At 43.6% G+C, this 24,180-nt stretch carries 27 protein-coding genes and 1 pseudogene; 14 read left to right on the top strand and 14 right to left on the bottom strand.

Going from position 1 to position 24,180, the window contains the following annotated elements; translation table 11 throughout:
• Positions 1-33 precede the first annotated feature (33 nt).
• A complete protein-coding gene (gene ylbJ, locus AC1DVJ_RS10225; protein ID WP_477590433.1) occupies positions 34-1,272 on the bottom strand; it encodes a sporulation integral membrane protein YlbJ in 1,239 nt (412 codons plus the stop codon).
• A 299-nt stretch (positions 1,273-1,571) separates the two neighbouring features.
• Here ylbJ and AC1DVJ_RS10220 point away from each other — a divergent pair, with 299 nt between their 5' ends.
• Together AC1DVJ_RS10220 and AC1DVJ_RS10215 are read left to right on the top strand one after the other, a co-directional pair.
• Positions 1,572-1,964 (top strand): globin domain-containing protein, encoded by a 393-nt coding sequence (locus AC1DVJ_RS10220; RefSeq protein WP_477590431.1) that lies wholly within the window; start codon positions 1,572-1,574, stop codon positions 1,962-1,964.
• Positions 1,965-2,010: 46 nt separating this feature from the next.
• Positions 2,011-2,712: a DUF2225 domain-containing protein gene (locus AC1DVJ_RS10215; RefSeq protein ID WP_477590430.1), complete on the top strand. Its 702-nt coding sequence runs from the start codon at positions 2,011-2,013 to the stop codon at positions 2,710-2,712.
• 62 nt (positions 2,713-2,774) lie between these two features.
• Here AC1DVJ_RS10215 and AC1DVJ_RS10210 read toward each other — a convergent pair whose 3' ends face one another.
• From AC1DVJ_RS10210 to AC1DVJ_RS10200, 3 genes are read right to left on the bottom strand one after another with little or no spacing between them, the layout of a single operon-like run.
• The gene (locus AC1DVJ_RS10210) at positions 2,775-3,884 is read right to left on the bottom strand and encodes a GGDEF domain-containing protein (RefSeq protein ID WP_477590428.1); all 1,110 of its coding nucleotides are present in this window, start codon (positions 3,882-3,884) and stop codon (positions 2,775-2,777) included.
• Between the two features lie 27 nt (positions 3,885-3,911).
• Positions 3,912-4,157: a hypothetical protein gene (locus AC1DVJ_RS10205; RefSeq protein WP_477590426.1), complete on the bottom strand. Its 246-nt coding sequence runs from the start codon at positions 4,155-4,157 to the stop codon at positions 3,912-3,914.
• Between the two features lie 3 nt (positions 4,158-4,160).
• The gene (locus tag AC1DVJ_RS10200; RefSeq protein WP_477590425.1) at positions 4,161-4,325 is read right to left on the bottom strand and encodes a YycC family protein; all 165 of its coding nucleotides are present in this window, start codon (positions 4,323-4,325) and stop codon (positions 4,161-4,163) included.
• 148 nt (positions 4,326-4,473) lie between these two features.
• Here AC1DVJ_RS10200 and AC1DVJ_RS10195 point away from each other — a divergent pair, with 148 nt between their 5' ends.
• Positions 4,474-6,291, top strand: a complete 1,818-nt coding sequence (locus AC1DVJ_RS10195) for a M3 family oligoendopeptidase (RefSeq protein ID WP_477590423.1) — start codon at positions 4,474-4,476, stop codon at positions 6,289-6,291.
• Between the two features lie 112 nt (positions 6,292-6,403).
• Here AC1DVJ_RS10195 and AC1DVJ_RS10190 read toward each other — a convergent pair whose 3' ends face one another.
• The gene (locus AC1DVJ_RS10190; protein WP_477590421.1) at positions 6,404-7,663 is read right to left on the bottom strand and encodes a methyl-accepting chemotaxis protein; all 1,260 of its coding nucleotides are present in this window, start codon (positions 7,661-7,663) and stop codon (positions 6,404-6,406) included.
• Positions 7,664-7,951: 288 nt separating this feature from the next.
• Between AC1DVJ_RS10190 and AC1DVJ_RS10185 the strand changes: the two genes are divergently transcribed.
• A complete protein-coding gene (locus AC1DVJ_RS10185) occupies positions 7,952-8,314 on the top strand; it encodes an O-methyltransferase (protein ID WP_477590420.1) in 363 nt (120 codons plus the stop codon).
• A 192-nt stretch (positions 8,315-8,506) separates the two neighbouring features.
• Here AC1DVJ_RS10185 and AC1DVJ_RS10180 read toward each other — a convergent pair whose 3' ends face one another.
• Genes AC1DVJ_RS10180 through AC1DVJ_RS10165 form a run of 4 tightly spaced genes read right to left on the bottom strand, consistent with a single transcriptional unit; the run spans position 8,507 to position 12,080 of the window.
• Positions 8,507-9,151, bottom strand: a complete 645-nt coding sequence (locus AC1DVJ_RS10180) for an HAD family hydrolase (RefSeq protein ID WP_477590418.1) — start codon at positions 9,149-9,151, stop codon at positions 8,507-8,509.
• Positions 9,148-10,116 (bottom strand): ATP-grasp domain-containing protein, encoded by a 969-nt coding sequence (locus AC1DVJ_RS10175; RefSeq protein ID WP_477590417.1) that lies wholly within the window; start codon positions 10,114-10,116, stop codon positions 9,148-9,150. The genes AC1DVJ_RS10180 and AC1DVJ_RS10175 overlap by 4 nt, the downstream gene beginning before the upstream one ends.
• Positions 10,117-10,141: 25 nt before the next feature.
• Positions 10,142-11,092, bottom strand: a complete 951-nt coding sequence (locus tag AC1DVJ_RS10170; protein WP_477590415.1) for a CgeB family protein — start codon at positions 11,090-11,092, stop codon at positions 10,142-10,144.
• 34 nt (positions 11,093-11,126) lie between these two features.
• A complete protein-coding gene (locus AC1DVJ_RS10165) occupies positions 11,127-12,080 on the bottom strand; it encodes an NAD-dependent epimerase/dehydratase family protein (RefSeq protein WP_477590414.1) in 954 nt (317 codons plus the stop codon).
• Between the two features lie 225 nt (positions 12,081-12,305).
• Here AC1DVJ_RS10165 and AC1DVJ_RS10160 point away from each other — a divergent pair, with 225 nt between their 5' ends.
• Positions 12,306-13,691 (top strand): glycosyltransferase family protein, encoded by a 1,386-nt coding sequence (locus AC1DVJ_RS10160; protein WP_477590413.1) that lies wholly within the window; start codon positions 12,306-12,308, stop codon positions 13,689-13,691.
• A gap of 58 nt (positions 13,692-13,749) precedes the next feature.
• Here the strand turns inward: AC1DVJ_RS10160 and AC1DVJ_RS10155 are convergent, their stop codons facing one another.
• The 3 genes from AC1DVJ_RS10155 to AC1DVJ_RS10145 are packed head-to-tail and all read right to left on the bottom strand — an operon-like array spanning position 13,750 to position 17,240.
• Positions 13,750-14,841 (bottom strand): Gfo/Idh/MocA family protein, encoded by a 1,092-nt coding sequence (locus AC1DVJ_RS10155; RefSeq protein ID WP_477590411.1) that lies wholly within the window; start codon positions 14,839-14,841, stop codon positions 13,750-13,752.
• On the bottom strand, positions 14,838-15,947 hold the full coding sequence (locus AC1DVJ_RS10150; RefSeq protein WP_477590410.1) for a DegT/DnrJ/EryC1/StrS family aminotransferase: 1,110 nt from the start codon (positions 15,945-15,947) through the stop codon (positions 14,838-14,840). Before AC1DVJ_RS10150 ends, AC1DVJ_RS10155 begins: the two co-directional genes overlap by 4 nt.
• A 24-nt stretch (positions 15,948-15,971) precedes the next feature.
• Positions 15,972-17,240, bottom strand: coding sequence for a nucleotide sugar dehydrogenase (locus tag AC1DVJ_RS10145; RefSeq protein WP_477590409.1), 1,269 nt, complete (start codon positions 17,238-17,240; stop codon positions 15,972-15,974).
• 486 nt (positions 17,241-17,726) lie between these two features.
• On the opposite strand from AC1DVJ_RS10145, the pseudogene polYB reads away from it, so the two are divergent.
• Positions 17,727-17,876 (top strand): annotated as a pseudogene (gene polYB / locus AC1DVJ_RS10140) (DNA polymerase IV); the annotation flags it as partial.
• A gap of 769 nt (positions 17,877-18,645) precedes the next feature.
• On the opposite strand, the gene AC1DVJ_RS10135 reads toward polYB, so the two are convergent.
• A complete protein-coding gene (locus AC1DVJ_RS10135) occupies positions 18,646-19,527 on the bottom strand; it encodes a tyrosine-type recombinase/integrase (protein WP_477590407.1) in 882 nt (293 codons plus the stop codon).
• On the opposite strand from AC1DVJ_RS10135, the gene AC1DVJ_RS10130 reads away from it, so the two are divergent.
• The 8 genes from AC1DVJ_RS10130 (at position 19,527) to AC1DVJ_RS10095 (ending at position 22,711) form a co-directional block, all read left to right on the top strand.
• Positions 19,527-20,195 (top strand): tyrosine-type recombinase/integrase, encoded by a 669-nt coding sequence (locus AC1DVJ_RS10130; protein ID WP_477590406.1) that lies wholly within the window; start codon positions 19,527-19,529, stop codon positions 20,193-20,195. The two genes, AC1DVJ_RS10135 and AC1DVJ_RS10130, sit on opposite strands and share 1 nt — an antisense overlap.
• Positions 20,196-20,481: 286 nt before the next feature.
• Positions 20,482-20,670, top strand: a complete 189-nt coding sequence (locus AC1DVJ_RS10125; protein WP_477590404.1) for a hypothetical protein — start codon at positions 20,482-20,484, stop codon at positions 20,668-20,670.
• A 17-nt stretch (positions 20,671-20,687) separates the two neighbouring features.
• Positions 20,688-20,996 carry a hypothetical protein gene (locus AC1DVJ_RS10120; protein ID WP_477590402.1) on the top strand — a complete coding sequence of 103 codons (309 nt, stop codon included), beginning with the start codon at positions 20,688-20,690 and terminating at the stop codon, positions 20,994-20,996.
• Between the two features lie 16 nt (positions 20,997-21,012).
• Positions 21,013-21,579 carry a hypothetical protein gene (locus AC1DVJ_RS10115; protein WP_477590401.1) on the top strand — a complete coding sequence of 189 codons (567 nt, stop codon included), beginning with the start codon at positions 21,013-21,015 and terminating at the stop codon, positions 21,577-21,579.
• 187 nt (positions 21,580-21,766) lie between these two features.
• The gene (locus AC1DVJ_RS10110) at positions 21,767-22,015 is read left to right on the top strand and encodes a hypothetical protein (protein ID WP_477590399.1); all 249 of its coding nucleotides are present in this window, start codon (positions 21,767-21,769) and stop codon (positions 22,013-22,015) included.
• 2 nt (positions 22,016-22,017) lie between these two features.
• A complete protein-coding gene (locus AC1DVJ_RS10105) occupies positions 22,018-22,293 on the top strand; it encodes a hypothetical protein (protein ID WP_477590397.1) in 276 nt (91 codons plus the stop codon).
• The gene (locus AC1DVJ_RS10100) at positions 22,283-22,408 is read left to right on the top strand and encodes a hypothetical protein (protein ID WP_477590396.1); all 126 of its coding nucleotides are present in this window, start codon (positions 22,283-22,285) and stop codon (positions 22,406-22,408) included. Before AC1DVJ_RS10105 ends, AC1DVJ_RS10100 begins: the two co-directional genes overlap by 11 nt.
• An 81-nt stretch (positions 22,409-22,489) precedes the next feature.
• Entirely contained in the window at positions 22,490-22,711 is a 222-nt protein-coding gene (locus AC1DVJ_RS10095) for a hypothetical protein (RefSeq protein WP_477590394.1), read from the top strand.
• A gap of 612 nt (positions 22,712-23,323) precedes the next feature.
• Here AC1DVJ_RS10095 and AC1DVJ_RS10090 read toward each other — a convergent pair.
• A complete protein-coding gene (locus AC1DVJ_RS10090; RefSeq protein WP_477590393.1) occupies positions 23,324-24,154 on the bottom strand; it encodes an ABC transporter ATP-binding protein in 831 nt (276 codons plus the stop codon).
• Positions 24,155-24,180 lie beyond the last annotated feature (26 nt).

Here is a 24,180-nt window from a genome sequence, read left to right as displayed (position 1 = left end):
CTCCCTTTATAAACATGATCGTAGTTACCCATATTATCTTGTTCCACCAACCTTTTCATACACCAGTTTAAGTAAGGAATATGCGAGGAAGAGACCTATGATGACAGCAAAAGCACCAATAAAGACCATCGCACTTATCGGGAAAATGAGCTTTAAATAGCTCGTAATGGGTGATGTTGCATCATAGAGTGGCGAAAATACGGCCTGTGGACTTCGAAATCGCTGCATAGGCTCCCAAATCAGGAGAACAATAGCAGCAGAGAGAAATCCATGAAGAAGGCGGGCAAAAAGAAAAGGGAGATACCGCATATTCGTATGGCTTAATAAGCTGACAATTTGAGCATGGACGGACATGCCTGCCCAAGAAAGGATGAAGGCGCCAATGGCGACTTTACTGGAGAGGGCCAGATCGGCGGGGGCACCCCCTGCTGCTTTAGCGCCGAGTGTGACCTCGAATATCCCATTCATGACGGCTTGTGAGAGCTCATGCGGTAATCCTGTGATGGTTAACAGCGAAGTGATCAGCATATAGAACACATTCATGACCTGGGCAGAAGTGAGCACCTCCAGAACGACGGAGAAGAAGACAACAAGTCCACCTACAACGAAAATTAACCGGATAGAGTGGAGAATCGATTGACTTAACAAAGTTCCTAAAGGTCTTCCATCCTGTATTCTCGCGTTATGCATAGTCTCAAAGGCCTGTTTCCATATAGGTCCCCTTTCCTTTAGTGGCTGAGGGGTAGGTAAGGCCTTCCTGCCGTGAAATCGCATGATGAGGCCAATTATGAACGAGCCTCCATAATGGGCAATGGCTAAAATAAACGCTAATGAGGCATCGTGGAAAAAGCCGATGGAAACAGCTCCGATCAGAAATATCGGATCCGAGCTTGTTGTAAAGGCGACAAGTCGTTCGCCTTCCTCACGATTCACCAGCTTCTGTTCCCAGAGCTGCGCAGTTAGCTTGGCCGCTACTGGATAGCCGGCTGCAAAGCCCATAGCCATGACGAATCCGCCGATACCGGGAATACGAAAGACGGGGCGCATCATGGGATCAAGCAGCGTACCGAAGAAATGAACAATGCCGAAGCCGAGCAAAATTTCGGAGATGACGAAGAATGGAAATAAGGCTGGAAAGAGGACATCCCACCAAATGGAAACACCGCGGATAGCGGATTGAAACCCGACATGCGGGAACAGAACTAAGCATACAATAATGGCAATAATCACGAACGACATGAGAAATGCAGGGGTGAAGTTTGGTTTGGCCATTGACGATGGATACCTCCTCATATTCAACTATATGAATAAGCTTGGACATACATGCCGTCCACGTCCGAGTAGGCCTGTGTATCCGTTTATTTTGGTCCATGGTACTGTTCAGTCCTTGTTTTTATGGTAAAATAGAACTAGTAAAACTTAAATCCTATACATCGGGAGTGATTCAAATGACAGGTGTCATTGCCGGATTGGTTGTCTGTATGTTTGTGTTTGTCATTCGAGAAACGCTCATGCACGCAGGGGATGAGGATTTAGAGAACTATTGAAAACGAATTGCGAGGTTTAATTGTATGTCAGAGAGCAGGAACAGAACATTATTTGAGTTAATGGGGGGGGCGGAGACGGTAAGTCGTTTGGTAGAGGCTTTTTATCCGAAAGTACAGCAGCATCCGTTACTTGCGCCGCTCTTTCCCGCTAATATAGGACCGGTTATTGAGAAACAAACGCTGTTTTTGACCCAATTTTTTGGCGGGCCAACCTTGTACTCAGATCGCCATGGTCATCCCATGATGCGAGCTAGGCATATGCCATTTCCGATCACAAAAGAACATGCCGATGCTTGGTTAGCTTGTATGACAGAAGCGATGGCGGATGTGGGCTTGCCCGACGATTTAAAGGCTTTCCTAATAGAACGGCTTAAAGGTTCTGCCTATCATTTCATAAACACACCTGAAGAAGAATAGTTCATTCTTCCTCCCACATTAACTAGGGAAAAAGGCGGGATTTCAAGTGGTCGAACCCTTATATGATATAACAGTGACATGCACCTTCTGTACCAATGAGTTCAAATCAAAGAAAGTTCGACCAAGCTTCAAAAAAGCAAGTAAATCAGATACGGATTTTTGCATTCACTACAAGGATATTAATCCCGATTTCTACGTGGTACGGATTTGTCCATTTTGCGGATATGCACATACGGAGAACTTTTCGGATAAATGGACCTCGGCGGAGCGAGCAGTTTTCCAGGATAAAGTTGCACAGAACTGGTCGATGCGCGATTATTGCCGGGAAAGAACGTGGGAAGATTCACTTCAGAGCTTTAAACTGGCACTTCTGAGTGCACAGATCAAAAATGAGAAGTCGCGTGTGGTTGCCGGTCTATTGCATCACTTGGCTTGGCTTTACCGAATCAAAGAGGATAGGGAGCAGGAAGAACGCTTTCTTTCATTCGCGTTGGATGCGTATGTGAGCGTATTTGAAACGGAAGGCATGGATTTGAATAACGCGAAGCTTATGTATCTAATGGGCGAGCTGAACCGGAGATTAAAACGTTTCCCTGATGCTATTAAATGGTTTTCACGAATCATCAATGATCGTAAGATTATGGATGCAGGGATGATTAGAGCTAGTCGTGAGCAATGGACTACAACGCGTGAGGATATGCTGGCTATGCGCTTAGAATTGCCAGATGAGATGAAACAAGCTACATAAATAACAGGATAAGCAACCAAATAAAATGAACGCTAACCATGATTCGGCATATAACCGAAGGGTCAAGCGTTCATTTTTTGTTCATTTACTTGCGGTTGCCTATACAGAGTGGGGCGGTTTTTGCCAGTATGCTTGGACTGATAGAGTGCGTGATCGGCTTCCGAAATAAGTGTTCTAAGATCCGTGTGCGAGGATTCGGCCGTAGAGATCCCGATCGAAATGGAGATAGGTGCTGCTTCCAGACCGTTCTTTTTATGAAGAAATAATTCCGCAATCGAGGTACATAAGGTTTGGCCGTAGCTAAGGACTCGGGTAGGGTCAGTCTCTGTACAGAGCAGAATAAACTCTTCACCCCCGTACCTGGCTAGATAATCTTGCTCATGTATTAGTTGACGCAGAACAGAGCTTATTTCTTGGAGAAGTTGATCGCCTTCTAAATGTCCGAATCGATCGTTGTATAGCTTAAAATTGTCGAGATCAATCATCATGATGGTTACTGTCCGCTTATGTAGTGCACTGAGGGCGATTGGCATAAAGCTTCGTAAATTAGGCAGCTTGGTTAAACCATCTTGATTAGCTTGCAGCTCAAGCTTTCGTTGCAATCGCCAATTGTTGTTCTCGTCATTCACCATAAGGATGATCATGAAGAGGGTGGCAGATGTTAGCGCAAACATAAACAATTGATCAAGCGTATACGACCAAGAAAAGCTGCTTGTGAGGAAGCTATGCGTGACTAGACGCAGCATGAATACGAAAGCACATATTTGAAGGGCAAGTCGAATAGGAATGTCCAAGAAGCCATTACGAAATTCTTTATTATGGAAAAAGGAGCTAATGAAGGCTGGGGCAATGAGGTCTTGTGCGATGATGAACCAGGCTGAACTTTCATGTGAGATGAGACCTAAGCTAGCAGGCAATAGGGTTGAGAAGAGAGCAACAGGCAATCCATATCGCAATCCGGCCATGAAGATGGGTAACGAGCGAAGATCAATTAAACCAAATGTCTCCGGCAGTGGAACCAGCATCATGATGATGCTGGCTAGACCTGTCAGCAACGATGCAAATAGATGTTCGTGCGAATCGATCAACATCTTGCTGTGAACTTTCAAAGCTAAATAATTTAAGGTTACTAAGGTACATGCGCTTGTCAAAGGAATGAGGTACTCCTTCATAAAGGTTAGTTTGCTCCTTGCAATGAACTACGAATTGTCTTTGTTTCGTACCGCGGTGTCCGCTAGTAAATAGTCCCGATCCGTATCAACAAGTGTCAGCTTGCTATGACAACATGGGAAGACGAGCAGCTTCTTTTTACCTTCATGTATGGAAGTAAGTTCATGAATTTTGAGCGGCAGCAAGACATTAGGGCTTAGACAGAATGGACATTGGGCCACGTAAATGTCCTTCATGATGATGTCATAAGGCCAAGTGTTAGCAAAAGGTATCAAGGTCTACTTCGATTCTGGTTCGCTGGTTTCCGAAGTGGAATTTTTCGCGAGCTCTGCTAATTTTTGCAGGAGAATATGTTGTGGCATATGCATGAGATGTTCTAAAGGTACTTTAAGCTGCTCAGCTAACTTAACAGCTGTTTCAGGAGATATTTGCAACGGTTTCATTATTAAGAAATCACCCATCCTGTTCCGATTTAGTCCGAAGGAAACTATACATAATTGAATCACACTTTTTACATAGAAGCAATGAGGAAGATGCGGATAGTTGGCGATTGGCTGCAGGATATGATTTAATTAAAAGTGGAAAGGAAAGGTGATCGCATTGTTAACATTACCTCTTAATCAAACATGGAATCTTGAAACATTTTTCCCTGGAGGAAGTGATTCTCCTGCATTCGCTGCACACCTGAAGAAGCTTCAGGAATCCATTGCATCTTTTCAAGAGCAAGTACGCAGTACGGCTTCCCCGCAAAGTGTAGAGGATACCTCAGCGCTGGCACATTTGATTGAATTGCTTCAGCATAATGTGATGCATATTCACGAGGCCGATTCATTCGTGGGTTGTTTGCAAGCGGACAATCAGAAGGATAAAAAAGCGCCTGTGCTAAGTGGTCAAGTCAAAAGCTTATATGCCGAGCATTTATCTTCTCTCACACATTTTGATCAAATTCTGACAGGGATTCCAGATCAGGTTTGGGCAGCGATTCTGCAGCAAGAACCTTATCAGGCTATCGCCTTTTCGTTGGATGAACGTCGCTCGTTTGCTAAGGAAAAGCTGCCGCCAGAGCAAGAGGCATTAATTAATGATTTGGCCGTAGATGGCTATCATGGGTGGAGCGATTTGTACAATTCGACCGTAGGTCAATTCAGCATGGCTGTTGAGGTCGATGGTAAGCAGGTTGAATTATCCGCAGGTCAAGCTTTTAATAAGCTGCATACAGAGAATCGTGAAGAACGGCTAGATCTATTTGATAAATGGGAAAAAGCATGGACAGATAAAGAAGAATACTGTGCAGAAGCATTAAATCACTTGGCTGGCTTCCGGCTTCAGGTTTATAAGGCTCGAGGCTGGAAAAGCATACATAAAGAACCACTTGCGATCAATCGGATGGAAGAAAAGACATTGAACGTGATGTGGGATGTCATTGATCGTAATAAAGGTCTTTTCGTGGAATATCTGAATCGAAAAGCAAAGCTGCTTGGCGTTGAGAAGCTGGCATGGGTTGACGTGGATGCGCCGCTCGGCGATTCATCCAAGAAGATCTCCTACGACGAGGGCGCGAGTCTGATCATTGATCAATTCAAGCGATTTAGTCCGAAGCTTGCTGCCTTCTCCGAGGAAGCCTTCGAGAAACGCTGGATCGAAGCAGAGGATCGCCCCGGTAAGCGCCCTGGAGGCTTCTGTACCTCATTCCCGCTAGCGGGTGAGACACGTATCTTCATGACGTACGGCGGGACGCTGAATAACGTCTCTACGCTTGCTCATGAGCTAGGGCATGGTTATCACCAGCATGTAATGACGGATATGCCGGCTCTCGCGCAGGAGTATGCGATGAATGTGGCTGAAACAGCATCTACCTTTGCTGAGATGATCGTAGCGGATGCCGTTGTGAAGAGTGCGTCGACAGATGAGGAGCGCATTGTTTTGCTCGAGGATAAAATTCAGCGGGCAATCGCTTTCTTCATGAACATTCATGCGCGATTTATTTTTGAGACGAACTTCTACGCAGAACGCAGTCAAGGCTTAGTCAGTGTGGAGCGTCTAAATGAGCTCATGGTCGATGCGCAAAAGCTTGCTTACAAGGATGCCTTAAGCAGCTATCATCCGCATTTCTGGGCCGCAAAGCTGCATTTCTATGCGACTGACGTTCCTTTCTACAATTTCCCGTATACCTTCGGCTACATGTTTAGTGCAGGCATTTATGCAAGAGCGGTACAAGAGGGTGCTACCTTCGAAGACAAGTACATCTCTCTGCTTAGAGATACGGGCAGCATGAACGTAGAAGAACTCGCACAGAAACATCTGGGTGTGGATCTCACGGAGCCGGATTTCTGGCAAAGTGCCGTTGACATGGCAGCGCAAGACGTGAAACAGTTCATGGAGTTAACGGAAGCTAAAGTTCGCGTGTAGGATGGGTGGAAGGGCGGACCAACGCCGCCTTCCAGGCCACGCCACGCTCGCGCTCATCGCACAAACAAACAGCCCCCCTGAGGTAAGTGAAGAGGGGCTGTTTCTATTTCATTTAAAGCTTAAATATTTGAATCGTCTGCTGCAACTGTGTTACAACACGCGTCATTTCTTCTGCTTGCGTAACGATGCCTTGTACAGTTGCAATTTGCTCATTCATGGAAGCGGACACTTCTTGCGTACCAGCCGCGGACTCTTCTGTAATCGCTGAAATATTTTCCATGGCCGCAGCTATTTGATTTGAGCTTTGAAGCATGCTTTCGCTTTCTTTTGCGAAGCGTGTAATCTCCTCGGAAATGAAACCAACGCTGCCGACAATCTCAGCAAATACAATCTCCGTTTGATCGATTAAGACCGTTTGTTTTTTAACGACGTCCTCATTGACTTGAATGCTGCGAATCGCATCCTGAATGCCTTGCTCAATGCTTTTGACGAAGCCGAATACTTCACGTGTAAGGGATGTGGATTCTTCAGCAAGCTTACGTACTTCTTGCGCTACGATCGCAAAGCCCCGTCCATGCTCACCAGCTCTAGCTGCTTCAATGGATGCGTTGAGGGACAACAGGTTTGTTTGCTCAGCAATCTCGGAAATGGAGCGAGTAACGGTCGATATACCAGCGGCTTGACGAGCCAGCATGTCAATCGTATCCGATACTTGTCTAGTTACTTCAACATTTCGTTTCATACCTACGCCTTGGCTTTCAACCGAGGTGCGTCCTTTTTCAACGAGCGTCATCATTTGATCCGAACGGTTTTTCATTTCATTGGCAGATCCGGCATAATTCACGATTTTCACTTCAATATCTTTGGAGGTGATGGAAACGCCTGAAATCTCCTCGGAGATTTGTCCTGCACCAGCTGCTAGCTCATGGGCCGAAATACTCACTTGTTCTAGGACTGTACGGAAGCTTTCGTTTTTAACATAGATATCACGGCTTGTCTGGAAAACTTGCTTCGAAATAGAACCTGTATCCCGTAAAATATCGCGGAGCTTGTCAATCATTTTGTTAAAGGATTGTCCCAATTGACCAAGTGAATCATCCGTTGTAATCGCAACCTTTTGAGAGAAGTCACCTTTGGAGATGTTGAGGGCAATACGGGAGATATCCGCAATAGGCTCCGTAAGTTGTGCTTCAAACCAATTGATGAATGGCAAGCTTCCAGCTAGAACGATAATTAGGAAAATAATTCCAAGTAAGCGGTTCCAGTCCGAGGCGAAAGTTACAATCATTAAGAAAAGCAAATTTAAGCCAATTAGTGCAAAACAACCAATTTGTAGTTTCTTTCTAAACGACAGGGATGAAATTTGTTCCAATCCGACCGACTCCTCTGCAAAATTTGTTTACTTGTGGAGAAAATTATAGGTATATTTGAAAATTATATCATTGAACATGGAAACATTCTACAGTTTTTCGACAACAATCGTTCGTTATTTACAAGGAAACTGGGATTTATATTAAGTAAATATAAAGAATTTAGTGAATTATTCAAATATTGGAAATAAACTGTTGAATTATGTAAATTTTATATATATAATAGGTCTACAGTCACGATATTAACATAATTAGTAAATAATAATAATTTGAGGGGGATTAATTACAAATTGGAACAGTTGACGCTTTCTAGACAAATCGATGTAGTATTTCGTAAGCTTAAGGAAGAGCTTTCACACGTAAACTCGGGCACGGTTTTTGTTCACATTCGCAACAATGAGATTGGCAAATTTGGCATTAAACATCTACCGTTTGAGAGTTCAGAGGGAGTGTTACCTGCAGCGTCTAGCATGGGGCTAACTGAGCTGCAATTTCAATCTTTTCGTCAGATGGCGATCGAATCTCTTAAACGCAAGAAGAGCTGGACACATGGGGAAATATTGTTTGATTTTACGGTAAGAAAGAATATCATTTCGATCAGTATCATGTTTGAGAGCAATTATAATATGGCTACATATGCAAGAACGATTTAGCACTCATACTCCTATTATTTCATCAAAAGAACCCCGATCACAATTGTGATTGGGGTTCTTTTTGGAGCAAAATGCGACCCTTGCCATAAGGGATGCACATGGGGGTTCCAACCACAAATGGGAAAGTTGTCCTTGAGGGGGAAGCATGGGTTATCAAACAGTCCCACTCTAATTGTCCAATTTTAAGTAGAATTAACAATACTCCAGCAGTTCCGTGTAATTGCCGAGCCTGACTGCCGGTCCTTGCTTAGTCGCGAATTCGTAGCTTCTTAGACCAGTGCTTACATGAAATGTACTCATTCCTAACCTATTCCCGCATTCTATATCGATTTCACTATCTCCTATGATCACATCGTTGCGTCTCGCGATATTCATTAAAGCTCGCTGCTTCGGATTTCCTCCCTTCAGTGGCGTAACAACGTAAATATGATCGAACAAGTCATAAATCCTTAGACGTTTAAGTTGAAGATAGACATGTTCATTTTGATTTCTTATCGTAATCAGAGCCAGATGGTATTTCCCCTTCACGTTGGCGGCAAAGCTGGGGAAGTCTTCTATCATCGTATCCAGATCTAGTAAGTCCATACTTTCCAAGCGGTTGCTTTTATAATGCTTATAGCGCTGCATCGTGTCCTGCTGGTTGGCAACAAGCTTACCATAAATACGATGGACGATGGATGTATCGTCGGTTAAAGACAGCTTCAACMGCTTATAATCGGCCAAGGAAGGGAACGGCAGCCCCGTCTCATTTTCAAAAAAGGAGCTCATGATGCTATAGTATCGGTGCCATACATCAATGATCGTTCCATCGAGGTCAAAAAATATGGTCGGCTTCATGAAGGTTCCTCGGTGAAATATTCTTGAAAATAGCGGTACATCGTTAATTGGTCCTTCTTGTACTTGATATGCTCATCGATGGGGTCGCCCAGCATGAGGCGAATCATCAAATTTGGAATATCGTAACCGGAAGCAATTGTTAACGGGAGCCCTCCGGAAGCAAATCGGGTATTAAAATCGATAATAAACGGCTGATTATGCCTATTGAGAATGTACTGGAAATTGACGGGGCCTTCCAAATGGATATGTTTAGATATGGAGGGAATGTAATCTCTTATTTCCAGAGGATGCTGATTTTGGCAGATGACAGCTCCTCCGCCTAACATTTTCAATCTTTCTCTTTGATTGCAAACAATCAACTGTCCCTTCTGATCAAAAAGGCAATCCACCGTGTATTCCTTGCCGCTGATGTAATCCGTAACGACATAATCTTTCATTTTTACACTCCAATAGTCGAGGTCCATACGATCTTCGAGCTTTCGAACCTCTTTGCTCCCGCTGCTTTCGCATTTTTTGATGATGGCCGGATAAGTAACGGCTTCTTTCGTCTCAAATACCTCGGGAACGGGCAGCCCAATGTTCTTCATAAAYAGATACATCTTTTGCTTATGGTGAAGTATTTCGTGGGTGTTTACATCGCAAACAAGCAACTTAACCCCCTTTTTTAATAAGTCCGCTTTGTGTTTGGAGTAAAATGGCGTGTCATATGAGGTGGTTGGAAATATGATGTCAACGTGTTCTTGTTCGACTAGGGAAAGAACAATGTTTTCGTAACTCGGGTCACTGCTGGCAGGTACTTTATAAAACGAGTCGACCACATGTTTAGCGTACACGTATTCGCTGCTATCCACAGCTACGATATGATACTTATATCCTTTAATGGGATGTTGCAATAAGTGTTTTATTAAGAATGTTCCGGTTAGCCCTCCTGCAGAGGTAATCAATATGGTTAAGTTTTTAATCATCGTCGCTCAGCCTCCCAGGTTAAAACTAACCATAAAATGCTTTGACTTCTCTTTCAATCTGAGGCCATACCTTAGCAATCGTGCTTTGGTAGGAAGCCCGTTCGCGTACATACTTTAATCCGTTTGCAGCCTTTTTTTTGCGTGTATCTTCGTGCTCCAAATAATATTTGATTTTTTCGATTGTTTCTTCCGGTGAGCTTGAGACTGCACAATCATTCTCCGATGACAATTTGGCCCGGACTCCCGGACTGTCCGATGTCAGCAAAAAACCGCCTGATGCCAAAATATCGTAAGTGCGGCTGCTGATTTGGTCCTCAACGGTTTGTACGCTAATATTGATCTTGGCCGAATTATAAACTTGAGGCGTCAGGTGATAAGGAATACTGCCTTGCATCATCTCGCTTCGCGGCGATACGCCAAGATAGTCTTTCATCTCATGCCAATCGCGCCCCCATATTTTCGTATGAAAGGGAGCGTCCAATAACGGAGCCACCAAGTTCATGATGCTTTTTCGGCGAAAAATATCCCACATGAACTGCCCGTTCACGATCACGGAAACATCACATGCATACTTTGGATTGGGAGGCATGGGGCGGTGAAAATGTGGATTGCAGCCGACGTCTAAATATTCGGCTTTTATCCCCATTGTTTGATAAGAAGAAATTTTATCGGCGCTACGGGTCAATACAAACTGGGGGGATGTCTTGGAAACATACGGTTTGGACCAACGTTCAAAATGAAACCAATCCTCTTCCGCGAAATATAAATGAAAAATACGATGGCGTTTTAAAAACTCCGCAAAAACATCCGTTTTAGTATGCAGTACATCCCATCCGATCGTTACGATCATGTCGGGTCGAAATGTGTGAATCGCCTGCTCCAGCAGCTCCTCACTAATATCGTTGAGATGGTATACCTGATGACCATTTGATTCCAGTGCCCATCCGAATGTCAAGCGGAACATATCCAGAGTCATTAGTGAAAGTATTTTCACAACGTTATCCCCTCTCTTACAAGCTGTGATTTTGGTGACGCAGCCATTGATAGGTACTATCGAGGCCTTCCTGCATGGAGTGTTTTGGACACCATTGTAAATCATTCATGATAGCGCTTATATCAACAGAACGATGGCTGACATTGTCGATCACTCTCTTCTGTCTGTAAGTAATCGGATAATTCGGACGTCCCGCGACGTCGGATATCATGGTTGCGAGCTGACGGACAGCTGTTTCCTTTCCTGTGCCAATATTATAAAGCTTCCCAAGGCTGTTTGGATGAGTGATGGAAGCAAGCAAAGCTTCTATAGCATCTTCAACATACGTAAAGTCCCTGGTTTGTTCCCCGTCCCCGTATATGTCCATCGGCACATTGTTCTCCAACGCTTCAAAAAATCTGGCCACGACACCGCAGTATGGATTGGATGGCAACTGACCGGGCCCAAAAACGTTGGACAACCGTACCGTCGTGACGGGGAAACGATACATGTGATAAAACACTTCGCAATAATGCTCGACGGAAAACTTGCTGGCGGAATAAGGCGTAGTCAGCTGATGCCAGTGTTCGGGTGTAGGACGAACGGATGCATTTCCATAGACAGAGGCTGTAGACGTGTAGAGCATCCTTTTTAATTGGGGACAAAGCTCTTTCGCTTTATGAAGCAGTAAAAAACCGCCGTAGAGGTTTGTGTGGAAATCTTCATGCAAATTCAGGACAGATCGAGTAAGACTGCGGCATGCCAGATGGAAAATCCATTCCACTTTAGGGAGTACTTCTTCCAACAATTTTTCATTTGTAATGCTATCCTGATAGAAAGTGATCTTGTCGGAATTCAAAACGGAATTTCGGTTCCCGGCGGACAAATCATCGATGACATAAATATGTTCTGAGATAGGCTCTAATTTGCGGACGAGCTGCGAACCGACAAACCCAGCCCCTCCAGTTACCAAGACATGACTAAAGCGCATTAACAACATCTCCCTTCGTTTATGAGAGTATGCGAGCAGAGTTGCAGATGTTTGTACGATTACCTAAATCAAAAGAAAACGGGAAATTGCTGCACGAATAGCCGTTGTCCCCCCATCTTAGGCTAACAAGGGAGGAGATATGTCCATACGCACTAGCTTACATTGACATAAGCATATACAGAGTGAACTAGGTTTTTAGTTAACGGATATCTTTTGATAAAGGAGATGAAACATTTGAAGGTCATACATTGTGCTGCCGAAATTGGGGGGCAGATGGAACTATTCATGAAAGGATTAAAGAATCTAGGACACGATGCTTCAGTTTATCAAGCTGAGGATCTGCGGCATCTATTGAATGTCGCCAATCAGACCGCCGACATTTTTCATTTTCATAATGGACTGTATTTTTCAGAGCAGCTAACCGGCCCAGAATTTGAAAAGCTAGACCATGCAAAAAAGCTGCTTCAATACTGGGGAAAAGATCTTCGAACCGAAGAAGAAGCCATCATTCATAATCCTTATATCAGACTTGGATATGATTTTGAGGATGAGAAGATTAAACAAACCTTGGATATGATTTCGAAAAAATTCCCCGCTTGTATTGTCAAAGATTATGAATTACAAGCCTACGCATCCAAGGTGCACGATCGGGTATATGTTCTCCCGCTTGCTGTAGACTTACAAGAAATAGACAATCTGGCCCCGTCCGCATCGGCGCATAGAAGCGAACCGCTTATTATCCATGCTCCGATGGAAGGCAAAGGAACTGAATATGTTGAGGAAGTATTGGACCGGCTTCGCAGTGAAGGATATTCCTTCCATTATGAACGAGTTGAGGGTTTGAACAGAGATGAAGCTTTACAGCGATATCGGCAAGCCGATATCATTATTGATCATCTGTTAAGAGGATCATACGGTTTAGTGGCCATCGAAGGGATGGCTTTGGGAAAACCGGTTATTTCCTATATCAGGGAGGACCTTAAGCATCGTTATCCGTCAGATTTGCCGATTATTTCCGCCAATCCTGCCAACCTATACAATGCTGTAGCCTCTTTGCTTCAGAATCCTGCGCTTCGTAAGGAAAAAGGTAGAGCAGGAAGGGAGTATGTCGAGAGAGAGCATGCGCTTCCTGAAGTAGCCCGCCAACTGGACCGAATTTATCAAAGTGAAGTGGCAATGATTCCGAATAAACCAAAGACCAACAGTATTTCTTTGCAACCCAATCGGTTTTTTACGAGGAAAGGAAAGATGAGGGCGGCATCATATTTTTCCTTTAATTTGGCACAAGTCCCTTCATCCGTGTCGATCGTAAATGCTGTTATGCATTTCCCCGTCATAGTCGGCAAACAAAAAAAAGTATCGGTATTTCGCGTAAAAACAGGATGGGACCGCAAGAGAATTCCTTATAAACGGCCGATACTATATCGAAAGCCTATAAAAAAATTGATCGCTCAGCGCGGAAAGAAGAAGAAGTCTATTCGCTCCGTTGTAGCTTGGGATTGCACTCTTTTAACCAAAAGCTGGCACAACGGCCAATTGAGAAACCACGGTGTCTACATTTCGAAAAAATTGTGGAGACATCCTTCTCTTATACTAACTTTGGCTGATTAGAAAGTATTCTGACACTAAAGCGGTGAGAGAGCCTGTATCGGCAATCCCACCGCTTCCCTTAAAACGTATTTGGTGTTTTCGGTCCGGTATCCTTCATCATGTTTGTCGAAAAGGAATCTATCGGTAATGTTTGAGGATTACCTTTAATGGATGATATATATTGCGCGAAAATGATTTCAAGAGCTCGTTTCCCTTCGATAGCATCAATCAGAGTCGGATGGTTTTGTCCCAACACAGCATCAATGAAACTTTGATACATATATAGATGTTCATCCGTATCGTCCATTAGTTTCATCGCTTCATCCGTACTGATCGCGGTCTCTTCCATGTGCCACCGTTCCAGCTTATTCAAGGAAGTGCCGCCGATGCATATCGTCCCTTTTTCGGCAAATATGGATATCGAATTTTCCAGATTATTGGGAAGGGTAACGGAATTCGCCTCGATGATTCCTTTCGCGCCATTTTCAAAAGTAAGGATGCCCAGAGCAATATCCTCCGTCTCTTTTCGGATATTTCCATTAGACAATTCTCCATAAACACACTGAACACCGCCAAGAAACCATTGAAGCAGGTCGATGACGTGGATACCTTGATTAAGCAGCATTCCGCCATCCTGCAACCATGTTCCCCTCCAGGAAGCCTCACTATAATAGTTGGATGACCGATTAATTCTTAGCGTTGCCGATCCCATGTAAATCCGGCCAAGAGCACCGGTTGCAATGATCTCCTTAATCTTTTTCATGATCGGCCGATATCGGAGCTGGTGGCATACTTGGACGAAGCGCTGCTGAGCGGCTGCCAGTTCAATAATTTCATCTGCGTCCTTTAGTGATAACGTCATAGGCTTCTCCAACACGATATGTTTGCCCATAAGAAGTGCCGCTTTGGCCATTTCCGCATGCATTCCTGATAAAGTGGAGATGATGACGGTTTGAACGGAGGGATCGGCAAGCAGGACTCGGTAGTCGGTCGATTTTGCCAACGTAGCGCAGCTGCCCGTCGTTTGTTGCCACAATGCTTCTGCCTGTTCCATTCGTTCCTCGGCGACATCGCTTACCGCAATCAGCCTTGCCTCCTTGCAGCGGGCGAGCGTACGAAGGTGACGTTCGGCGATCCTGCCGCAGCCGATGATGCCGAAGGTCACGCTCATGTCGATTCACTACCATAGCTTTTCAGTACAGAAATAATGTAATCTTGTTCACTTTCCTGTAAGAAGGGGCTCATCGGGATTGCAAACAACTGGAGTGACAGCTTCTCTGCCACTGGAAAATCATCTTTCTTGTAGGAAAGATGAGCGTACGCCTTTTGCAGATGAAGCGGACAAGGATAGTAAACACCTGTTTGTATGCCAGACTGTTTGAGCTTAGCGGTGATCGCTTCCCGTTCTGCGGACTCTATACAATAGAGATGATAAATATGCGTGTTGTCGTCATTTTCATACGGTATCCGTAGATATGACAGATTTTCCAACCCTTCTCGATAGCGAGCCGACAGCTTCCTGCGCATGCGGTTCCATTCATCGATGTGGTCCAGAGCGATGTTCAGAATCGCAGCATGCAGTTCATCCAGGCGGCTATTATACCCAAGCATATCATGATAATACTTCATGGAACTTCCGTGTTGGCGCAGCTTGCGGATTTTTGCGGCAATTTCCGGATTAGACGTGGTGATCATCCCGCCATCTCCGATAGTTCCCAAATTTTTGGTAGGAAAGAAGGAGAAGCAGGCCGCATCACCAAGGCTTCCTAGAGGCTTTCCTTTATACGCTGATCCAAAAGCTTGGCAAGCATCTTCAATGACGATTAAATGATGCCGCTTTGCCACCTCTATCAGTACGTCCATTTCGGCGGGTTGGCCAAATAAATGAACGGGTATAATCGCTTTTGTTTTCGGTGTAATGGCCTTCTCTACCCTCAAAGGATCAATGTTATAAGTGAGTGGATCAATATCAACGAACACCGGCTTGGCGCCTAATCTGGATATGGCCTCAGCGGTAGCGAAAAAAGTAAAAGGAGTCGTGATGACTTCGTCCCCTTCCCCGATGCCATACGCATCCAAAGTCATGATTAAGGCATCCGTTCCATTTCCTACGCCTATCGCGAAGGCTGCACTTGTCTTTTCCGCAATCCTCTGCTCTACTTGCCTCACATGATCACCGATTATATATTTGCCGCTGTCGATCACGCCCTCCATTTGCTGCAGTATTTCTTTTTTGATGGATTGAAACTGGCGAGCGAGGTCCACTAAAGGAATCATCCCCCATTCACTCCCTTTTGTTTTCTAAATTCGTACAATATGATCGCCCTTATAGGAGGCCGTTACATTTCTCGTATCGATCACGCACCGGCTATGGTTGACTACATCATTCCATTTGATGCAAGAATGATCGACAAGCACTACGATGGCGTCCAACTCCTGTAACTTCAATTGATCTATTTGAAGGATAGGCAAGTTAAAAGGGACGTTCCCCTGATAGACCGGATCATGAACGGAGACTTTCATTTTTTTATTAAGCAAAAGTTCAATCACCTTCATGGAAGCCGATTCTCGAATATCGTTTACATCTTTTTTGTAGGTGAGGCCGATGATACCAATATTTGCTTGCTGGGCGGAAACTCCTCTTTCCGAAAGAATCTGCGTGATCCGTTTGACTACAAAGTGGGGCATCATTTCATTCACAATTCCAGCCTGCTGAATCATTGTTAAAGGAAACCCCTCCTGCATGCCAATCCATGTTAAGTAAAATGGATCGACAGGGATGCAATGCCCGCCGACTCCTGGGCTGGGATAAAATGGGGTAAAACCGAAAGGTTTCGTGGATGCCGTTTGAATGACTTCCCATATATTGATTTGCAGCAAGTTTGCCAGCATGTTGACCTCGTTGATAAACGAAATATTAATAAGCCGTTGGCTATTTTCTAAGATTTTTACGAACTCCGCAATACGAGGGGAAGATACAGGAACGATTGTTTGGAAAACGTCTCTATACAGCGTTGCTACTTTCTCGAGACAACAATCCGTCACCCCACTCACAATTTTCGGAATTTGCTCCAGAGTAAACTGCATGTTGCCCGGATCAATTCGTTCCGGAGAATATCCGAGAAAAAGATTAGAACCTATTGTAAAGCCATGGTTTTCCAAAAGCGGCTTAATGATATCCTCTGTAGTTCCAGGATAAGTGGAGCTCTCGAGTACTACTAATTGTCCCGGCTGCAGATAAGGTGCCATCTGATTAATAGTTGAGTACACATAAGATAAATCCGGCTCTTTATTTCGCAGGGGAGTTGGTACACAGATAATAATATGATCCGTTTTACTTAGAACAAGGTAGTCCGTTGTTGCTTCAAATCTTTTGCAATCTATGAGTCCTCCGATCTCATCATCACTTATGTCAGAAATAAAGCTTTTCCCATTACGCAATACCTCGATTCTCTTTTCGTTAATATCAACACCGAATACCTTGTAACCTTTTTTAACAAAAGCAATGGCGAGAGGCAGCCCCACATAACCTAAGCCAATAATGGCAACAGTTTCCCTATTGTTGGACATAAGTGCCAGACCTCCTTCAGGACGTTCTTATTGTAGTACAAGAAATATCTAAAAGTGATGAAGATGAAATTTCTATTTATTCAATTATTTTTATTGGTCATTGAGACGGGGACAGCCATCCAATAAAAACATACAGGATAACACTAAAGGCGTGTTACTTCCGAAGCGATGGCGTCAATAGTCTATTTCAAACTGCGAGACGGAAAGCTCATGGTTACGCTCCAAGAAGAACATCGTAGTTATGGTCATCTTACTGGCTGTCAACAACACCATAACCTACTCCGCTCATATTTACTCATTCCTCTCAGTAAGTGAATTTTCATTACGGTATAATTTACGCTCGGTACATAGTGATTGCTTGGACATAAGTCAGACTGCATTTAAAATAAACCGTCGTTTTTTTGCCTTTTTGTCAATAGATGGAGAGAGGGCGATTGTGGCCGGAGATCCTGCTAGGAGATCAGGAATAATTTTGGCAGCACGAGGCACTTTGTGGCGCTTGGAATGACGACGATTGGTCATGTTGCTCGAACTTCTCTCGCTGCCCTCAAGCAGAAGTTTCGAGCTCGTTTTGGTAAGCAATCGGATATACAAGCAGAGGTTATGTGGCGGACTGCCAATGGTCTCGACGATAGTCTGAAATCCGTTGATTTCTCCGTCGATTTAGACCTCACTTTATTGTGGGGTCTTTTTCATTTTAACAATCCAAAGTCACTCCAAACGGAGTGGCTTTTTTTGTTTTAATCGTTGCTGTATAATAAAGCCCAATTGTACATGTAAGCTGCAAAGAGTGAATTTATGAAATTACATCCAAACAGAAGTGGTGGTTAGCTCTGGCAGAGGATAGAAAATTAGACACATTTTGTATTCACGTATTAAAACTGTAGGGATCGAACATAATATCTTACGACGGTGAAAACAGCGAGGTGTAGTGTCGCAGAGCATTCAAAGATAAAACACCAGGGAAGTTGTTTTTGAATCCATATTGAAGCGAGGCGATGTGCCGTGAGCTCATTAATGTAGTCATGTACTGCAATTAGTGTGATGAGGTAGAGACCCAGCCAAGTAAGGTTCAAGGCAAAAGTACCATCAATCTATTCACCGTCGAAGAGGAACCCCGAAAGGGGTTCTTTTTTATTCGGACAACTAGTTGAATAAATATTACTTTAGCAAAGCAACTCGTACAACCACGCAATGTGGTCAATTAGTGTGTTTTATCGTGAACGATATTACAGTTAAAATCTATAGAAAATGTGATTTCAAGCGCTCTCATGAAATAACGGGAACGATGTTGCAGAACAACAATAGTTTGAAAGCAATTATATGCTTTCCTTGGAATCCCTTTACCTGTAAGGGTTTATTTGTGTTTAAAGGGGTATATGACCACAATATGACCACATTGATCCTAAAACAAAGCCGCGTTGATGTGTTCAGCAGCGCTTTTTTGCATATTAGGAAGTACGTGGGAGTATGTGTCCATTGTAGTTTTAATCGTGGAGTGTCCGAGCATTTCTTGCACAACTTTCGCATTGACACCAAGCTCGAGTAATGTGGTCGCAAATGTATGTCTCAATCCATGAAGCGTTATTCTTGGAACACCCGCCCCGACGATCATCCTGTTGAATCCTTTAGAAACGGAATTGTGATACAAAATGTGGTTCGTCTTTGGACTTGGAAATAGTAAGTTTAATTCATTAGGCGCCTGCTTAATTTTATACTGCCTCAATACCTTAATGGTATTCTTCGCAATTGTAATGCTTCGTACCGATCCTTCTGTCTTTGGCGAGTCCTTAATGTAGATTTGCTTGTTAGCGAATACCATGGTACGCCGCACCGATATCATATTGGATTTCAAATCAACATCATTCCAGTTGAGAGCAATAACTTCTCCGATCCGCATACCAGAGGTCAGGGATAGAAGAAACATGCAGTAATAAAACGGAGATACGAGCTTCGTATAATCCAGGAATTGCTTCTGTTGTTCTACAGTCCAAACCTTCAAGCTGGCATTCTTTCTTCCCATAGCAGGTTTTTTAACAAGTGCTGCTACATTCTTCGGAATCATTCCCCATTCATAGGCCTGTTTAAATGACTTTGTTACAAGGTTAGCAATATTGTTTATATGTCCAACTGAGCATGTTTGAGCAAGATCGTTATAGAACTTCTGGATATCCATAGGTGTGACTTTCATTAAGGGGATATGTCCCATTTTCGGAATGATGTGATTGTGAACAAAAGAAAGCCGGGCTTCGTACGTCGGATCTGGCAGGCGTAGATATCGCCACAATGAAAGCTATAAACCGAGTGAAGAAAGCTGATCCTGAACTTTATAAGAAGGTGGAAGAGAATAAAGTATCTTTGGATACGGCATACAAACAAGTTTTGAAGAAACAAAATCTTGAAAAGGATGTCCAACCGATTCGGAGTGAGGAGAAGATCGATGACATGATATGGGCGTTACGCCGCCACTGTAGCGAGCGCGATTACATTTTATTCCTATTGGGAATCAACACCGGGCTTCGAGTGGGTGATCTGGTGGAGATCAAAGTTAAGGACATTAAACGTAAGAAGGAGATGAAACTCAAAGAAGGCAAGACAGGTAAGACTAATGATACACTGGCACTCGAAAACATCTATGATGAGCTAAACGCCTATATCGATACATTGGACAGTGAATGGTTATTCCCATCAAGGAAGGGTGACAGCCATATCACTCCGACACAAGCTTACAGGCAGCTAAATAAAGCGGCCGACATGGCTGGTGTTGAACACGTTGGGAATCACACGCTTCGTAAGACGTTCGGCTATTGGCACTATAAACAGTTTAAGGACGTAGCCGAGCTTCAGAAAATTCTCAACCACAGTAAGCCGGACGTTACATTGCGATACATTGGAATCACAGCTGAAGGAATTAGATCGAACCTCGCTAAATTTAAGCTAGGGGTGAAAACATGATTTATCGAATGTGGAGGAAGTATCCAGCTATGCGAATGGCATTAGTTAGAACAATGCAGAAAAGACGCTCAACTGCTGTAACAGTTCAAGCGCCCAGGTAATACCAATACACGGTTATTATACACCACAGATCGGGAGCTGCTCAATGAGCGGCTTCTTTTTGTATTCCGAGTTTTCCGAAATCGTAAAATCGATAAATATTATTTATGTTTTATTGAAAAGTGATAACTTTTATCTATAAGTATGATATACTTTAGGTAGTTAAATATATAAGGGAGTTGATGACATGGAAAAGATATTACTTCTTCTTCCCGATGGTGAACGTGAGGAATTTCGCAAGCGATGTGCAGCTAGAGGACAGACGATGAATGGTGCATTACGGATGCTTATACAGCGTGATAAATACGATTTTGAAGCGAATTACAGAGAAGAGTACAAATATGAAGAGCCAGAAACGGCTATAAGAACACATTAGTTAAGGGGGTTAAATAAATGGGTTTCAACGATGATTTAGGGGGAGCAGTACCTGATGACGATGATGGTTTTAATGTTGACTTCAATCGTTATGAAACAGAGGAGAGCTTAAATTCTGAGTTCCGCGACTTCCACGCCTGGTATGAAGCAGAAACGGGCGAACGCTATGAAGCCGGTTACATTCCGGCGGAGATATTTGAGAAGTTTAACCAATTCGATTTTGAAACTGGCAGACACTTGAGCCTTGTCGAGTCAGTTCAAAGAGTAATTAAAGAAGCAGAAGACGATGCGCTTATGGACGATGATTGGGCAACGACAGACTATTAAATAGGGGGAATTACACATGGGAATTAAGTTCAATCTCAGCACATACGCCGCGTTCAAAAGTTACGAGGACAAGATGACTTCGAAAAATAACGATCTGTTAAGTCAACAAGCAGTCAAGGAATCTGAGCTTGCGAATCTACAGCAGCAGTATCTTAAAGAGTATACCGAGGGCGATACTATTCCAGTTGCCATTTCGAGCAAGATCGCTAATGTTAAGACGGCAATCTCACTAATCCGGGACGAGCTCGATTTAATTTCAGCGTCTGATTTACGTGAAAAGCAGATGGCAAAAGACGTATATCGCGAGTTTCAGAGCTTCTTAGTGGACGTGGGTGCTGAGCAGAATCGGATGTGGGAAGAGTCAGTACAGATTCTTCAAGTAGCTTACGACAAAGTAATGGAGCTTAACCGCGAATATAATACACTTCATGAAAATGCCAGCATTCTGACGAGCACACAATTTATTCCGGTCGTCGATCACTTGGATATTGACGAAGAAAGCAAAACAGCGATGAAGCATCGGTCTTGGGTTATGCCAGGTACGCCACTTACCCGAGCGAAGGATCATGTTCATTTCMACTAAGCAACCACACAGAGAGGCTCAGAAATGGGCTTCTCTTGCCTTATATAGGCTCATTATTACCACATTACCACCACGGAAAAATGTTACTTAGAAGGGCTTTTACAGGCTTTAAAATGACACTTTTTGTAATGGTTAAAGTAGCACCAATATAGGTGTATCAAGGGATAAAGAGAAAGGGGGGTACGATATGGCAAGTATGGCCCGGGTGGCTAGGGTACGACTTCAGAAGCCCAACGACGTACGTAAACTATTGCAGGATATGGTCAACAGGGTTAAAAACGCTAAGCCGGAAGAGTATGACATGATTGATAAACAAGCCAGGACGATTACATATATCGCCAATGTCATGCTAACCGCGATGAAGGAAGGCGAAATCGAGGATCGCTTAGCGGCCTTAGAAGAACAGGCAGCCGAGCAAGGGAAGAAGGGGCGGTAAGTATGAGCAAAGCGAGATTGGCGAAGCTCCAACAGGCTTTGAACGCGTCTGATCCTGAAGTACAGCATGGCGTGTTTATCATTGAGTATGAGAAAGATGGATCCGTTAGCATTTATCCAATTGGATTTAAAGGGACAAAAGCAGCGGCAGAAGAATTTCTTGCTCAGAAAAAATACGATGATTGGGTGAGGATAATTAATGACGTTCCCAGGTTGGAGATTCCTCGGCCAGATGGCAGAACACTTAAGATATTTACGGAGGAAAACCATGTTAAATAAACCAGAAGAGATTGCCTTGAATTTGGACGAAGAAACAAAGAACAACTTGATAAAGGCCTTTGAGTTGTGGGAGAAGCAACAGGAAGCCAGTAACGAAGATGTATTGATTGAGTAAGGATTGCACCACGTAGACCTATTTGTATGCATTGGGCATGATATGAGCATGTTTAGTGTATGGGGTGAATGATGAGTGACAATGAGTGAAATGATTACTGAAATAACAGGTCCAGCTATATCTCTATATGCATCACTTATTATGTTCATCATATTCGGTATTATAGGGTATTTGATGTATAGGGAGATCAAGTATATTGATCGTGAATCCGGCTTAGCCCAGGTGGAAACGGTAGCTAAGGACATAGGCGAAAGCCTAGAAGAGCTTAAAAAGATCAATAACGCAATGAAAGAGAAGGGGTGAATCCAATTTTGGATCATCCTTTTTTTGTTCAATAAAATCAACGATTTGAATGTATGATTTATTTTGCCAAAGTCGGGAATATAGATTTTTATAGCGATTGCCTATAAATAAAGGAAACGAATGTATGATTCTTTGTATTAACGTACATTGGAGTGACACCCACCATTGCCCATAAACAGCGAACAAGCAGAACATGTGGCCACAAGGGTTGAATCTGTTACAAATAATAAATATCTGTAACACCATCTGTAACACCATCTGTAACACCATCTGTAACACCATCTGTAACACCATTTGTAACACTATAAACCCATATATACCAATGGTTTTAAGGATTTGTTACAGATGTTACAGATAATTCATATAAAAAAACCTTTAATTATAGGATATAGCTTGACCACAAAAAAGACCACGCAATGTGGTCAATTAGTGTGTTCAAACGTGAACGATGTTACAAGAGAATTACTCAGAACCCTTGATTTTACGCACTTCTGTGAACCAATATGAACGATGTTACAGAATTAAAATAGTTTGAAAGCAGTTATAATATGGCTACTTATGCAAGAACGATTGAGCACTCATACTCCTATTATTTCATCAAAAGAACCCCGATCACAATTGTGATTGGGGTTCTTTTTGCAGCAAAATGCGGCCCTTGCCATAAGGGATGCACATGGGGGTTCCAAAGATAGGGTCCGTCATTACCTGACAATCCATACCGAAAACTTCACGCAGCAATGGTGCATTTACGATGTCCTCAGGCTTTCCTTCCGCGTAAACGGAACCCTTCTTGATGCTAACAATATGATGCGCGTAGCGACATGCTAGATTAATGTCGTGCAAAACCATGACAATTGTGCGCTGTTCTCTCTCGTTAAGCTCAAACAATAAGTCCAGTACCTCAATTTGATGGGTAAGATCGAGGTAGGTGGTCGGTTCATCTAAGAGTAAAGTAGGCGTATCTTGAGCTAATGTCATCGCAATCCAAGCGCGCTGGCGCTGTCCTCCGGAGAGTGAGTCGACGGTGCGATCGGCAAATTCCAGCATATCGGTAAGCTCGAGAGCGCGCATGACCTTGCTCTCATCCTCCGCGGACCATTGCTGCAGCCAGCTTTGATAAGGATAGCGTCCTTGTTTGACGAGCTGTCTGACGGTGAGTCCTTCTGGTGCAGTAGGTCCTTGGGGCAAGATCGCCATTCGTCTGGCAACCTCTTTGGTAGAGAGTTTAGCAATCTCATGGCTATCCAAAAGAATACTACCAGAGGCAGGCTTCATAAGTCGGGCAAGTGAGCGCAGAAGGGTGGATTTTCCACAGCCGTTACTGCCGATAAAAACAGTTATTTTACCTTTAGGGATCTGCAGATTTAAGCTTTGGAAAATCGTTGTATCTCCATATGTCAATTGAAGCGATTGGGCTTCGAGTGCTTGGTCTAATGTAGTCATGAGCTCGTTCTCCTTTTTCGTAGACA

This window comes from Paenibacillus sp. P4_A9 (genome assembly GCF_056402415.1).
This window is presented reverse-complemented; position numbering and strand designations above follow the sequence as displayed.

Excerpts from the sequence above, each read along its gene's own strand:
- ylbJ (WP_477590433.1), bottom strand. The coding sequence starts at position 1,272 with ATGGCCAAACCAAACTTCACCCCTGCATTTCTCATGTCGTTCGTGATT.
- AC1DVJ_RS10220 (WP_477590431.1), top strand. The coding sequence starts at position 1,572 with ATGTCAGAGAGCAGGAACAGAACATTATTTGAGTTAATGGGGGGGGCG.
- AC1DVJ_RS10210 (WP_477590428.1), bottom strand. The coding sequence starts at position 3,884 with ATGAAGGAGTACCTCATTCCTTTGACAAGCGCATGTACCTTAGTAACC.
- AC1DVJ_RS10200 (WP_477590425.1), bottom strand. The coding sequence starts at position 4,325 with ATGAAACCGTTGCAAATATCTCCTGAAACAGCTGTTAAGTTAGCTGAG.
- AC1DVJ_RS10170 (WP_477590415.1), bottom strand. The coding sequence starts at position 11,092 with ATGACTCTGGATATGTTCCGCTTGACATTCGGATGGGCACTGGAATCA.
- AC1DVJ_RS10165 (WP_477590414.1), bottom strand. The coding sequence starts at position 12,080 with ATGCGCTTTAGTCATGTCTTGGTAACTGGAGGGGCTGGGTTTGTCGGT.
- AC1DVJ_RS10160 (WP_477590413.1), top strand. The coding sequence starts at position 12,306 with ATGAAACATTTGAAGGTCATACATTGTGCTGCCGAAATTGGGGGGCAG.
- AC1DVJ_RS10155 (WP_477590411.1), bottom strand. The coding sequence starts at position 14,841 with ATGAGCGTGACCTTCGGCATCATCGGCTGCGGCAGGATCGCCGAACGT.
- AC1DVJ_RS10150 (WP_477590410.1), bottom strand. The coding sequence starts at position 15,947 with ATGATTCCTTTAGTGGACCTCGCTCGCCAGTTTCAATCCATCAAAAAA.
- AC1DVJ_RS10145 (WP_477590409.1), bottom strand. The coding sequence starts at position 17,240 with ATGTCCAACAATAGGGAAACTGTTGCCATTATTGGCTTAGGTTATGTG.
- AC1DVJ_RS10130 (WP_477590406.1), top strand. The coding sequence starts at position 19,527 with ATGAAAGCTATAAACCGAGTGAAGAAAGCTGATCCTGAACTTTATAAG.
- AC1DVJ_RS10125 (WP_477590404.1), top strand. The coding sequence starts at position 20,482 with ATGGAAAAGATATTACTTCTTCTTCCCGATGGTGAACGTGAGGAATTT.
- AC1DVJ_RS10120 (WP_477590402.1), top strand. The coding sequence starts at position 20,688 with ATGGGTTTCAACGATGATTTAGGGGGAGCAGTACCTGATGACGATGAT.
- AC1DVJ_RS10110 (WP_477590399.1), top strand. The coding sequence starts at position 21,767 with ATGGCAAGTATGGCCCGGGTGGCTAGGGTACGACTTCAGAAGCCCAAC.
- AC1DVJ_RS10105 (WP_477590397.1), top strand. The coding sequence starts at position 22,018 with ATGAGCAAAGCGAGATTGGCGAAGCTCCAACAGGCTTTGAACGCGTCT.
- AC1DVJ_RS10100 (WP_477590396.1), top strand. The coding sequence starts at position 22,283 with ATGTTAAATAAACCAGAAGAGATTGCCTTGAATTTGGACGAAGAAACA.
- AC1DVJ_RS10095 (WP_477590394.1), top strand. The coding sequence starts at position 22,490 with ATGAGTGAAATGATTACTGAAATAACAGGTCCAGCTATATCTCTATAT.
- AC1DVJ_RS10090 (WP_477590393.1), bottom strand. The coding sequence starts at position 24,154 with ATGACTACATTAGACCAAGCACTCGAAGCCCAATCGCTTCAATTGACA.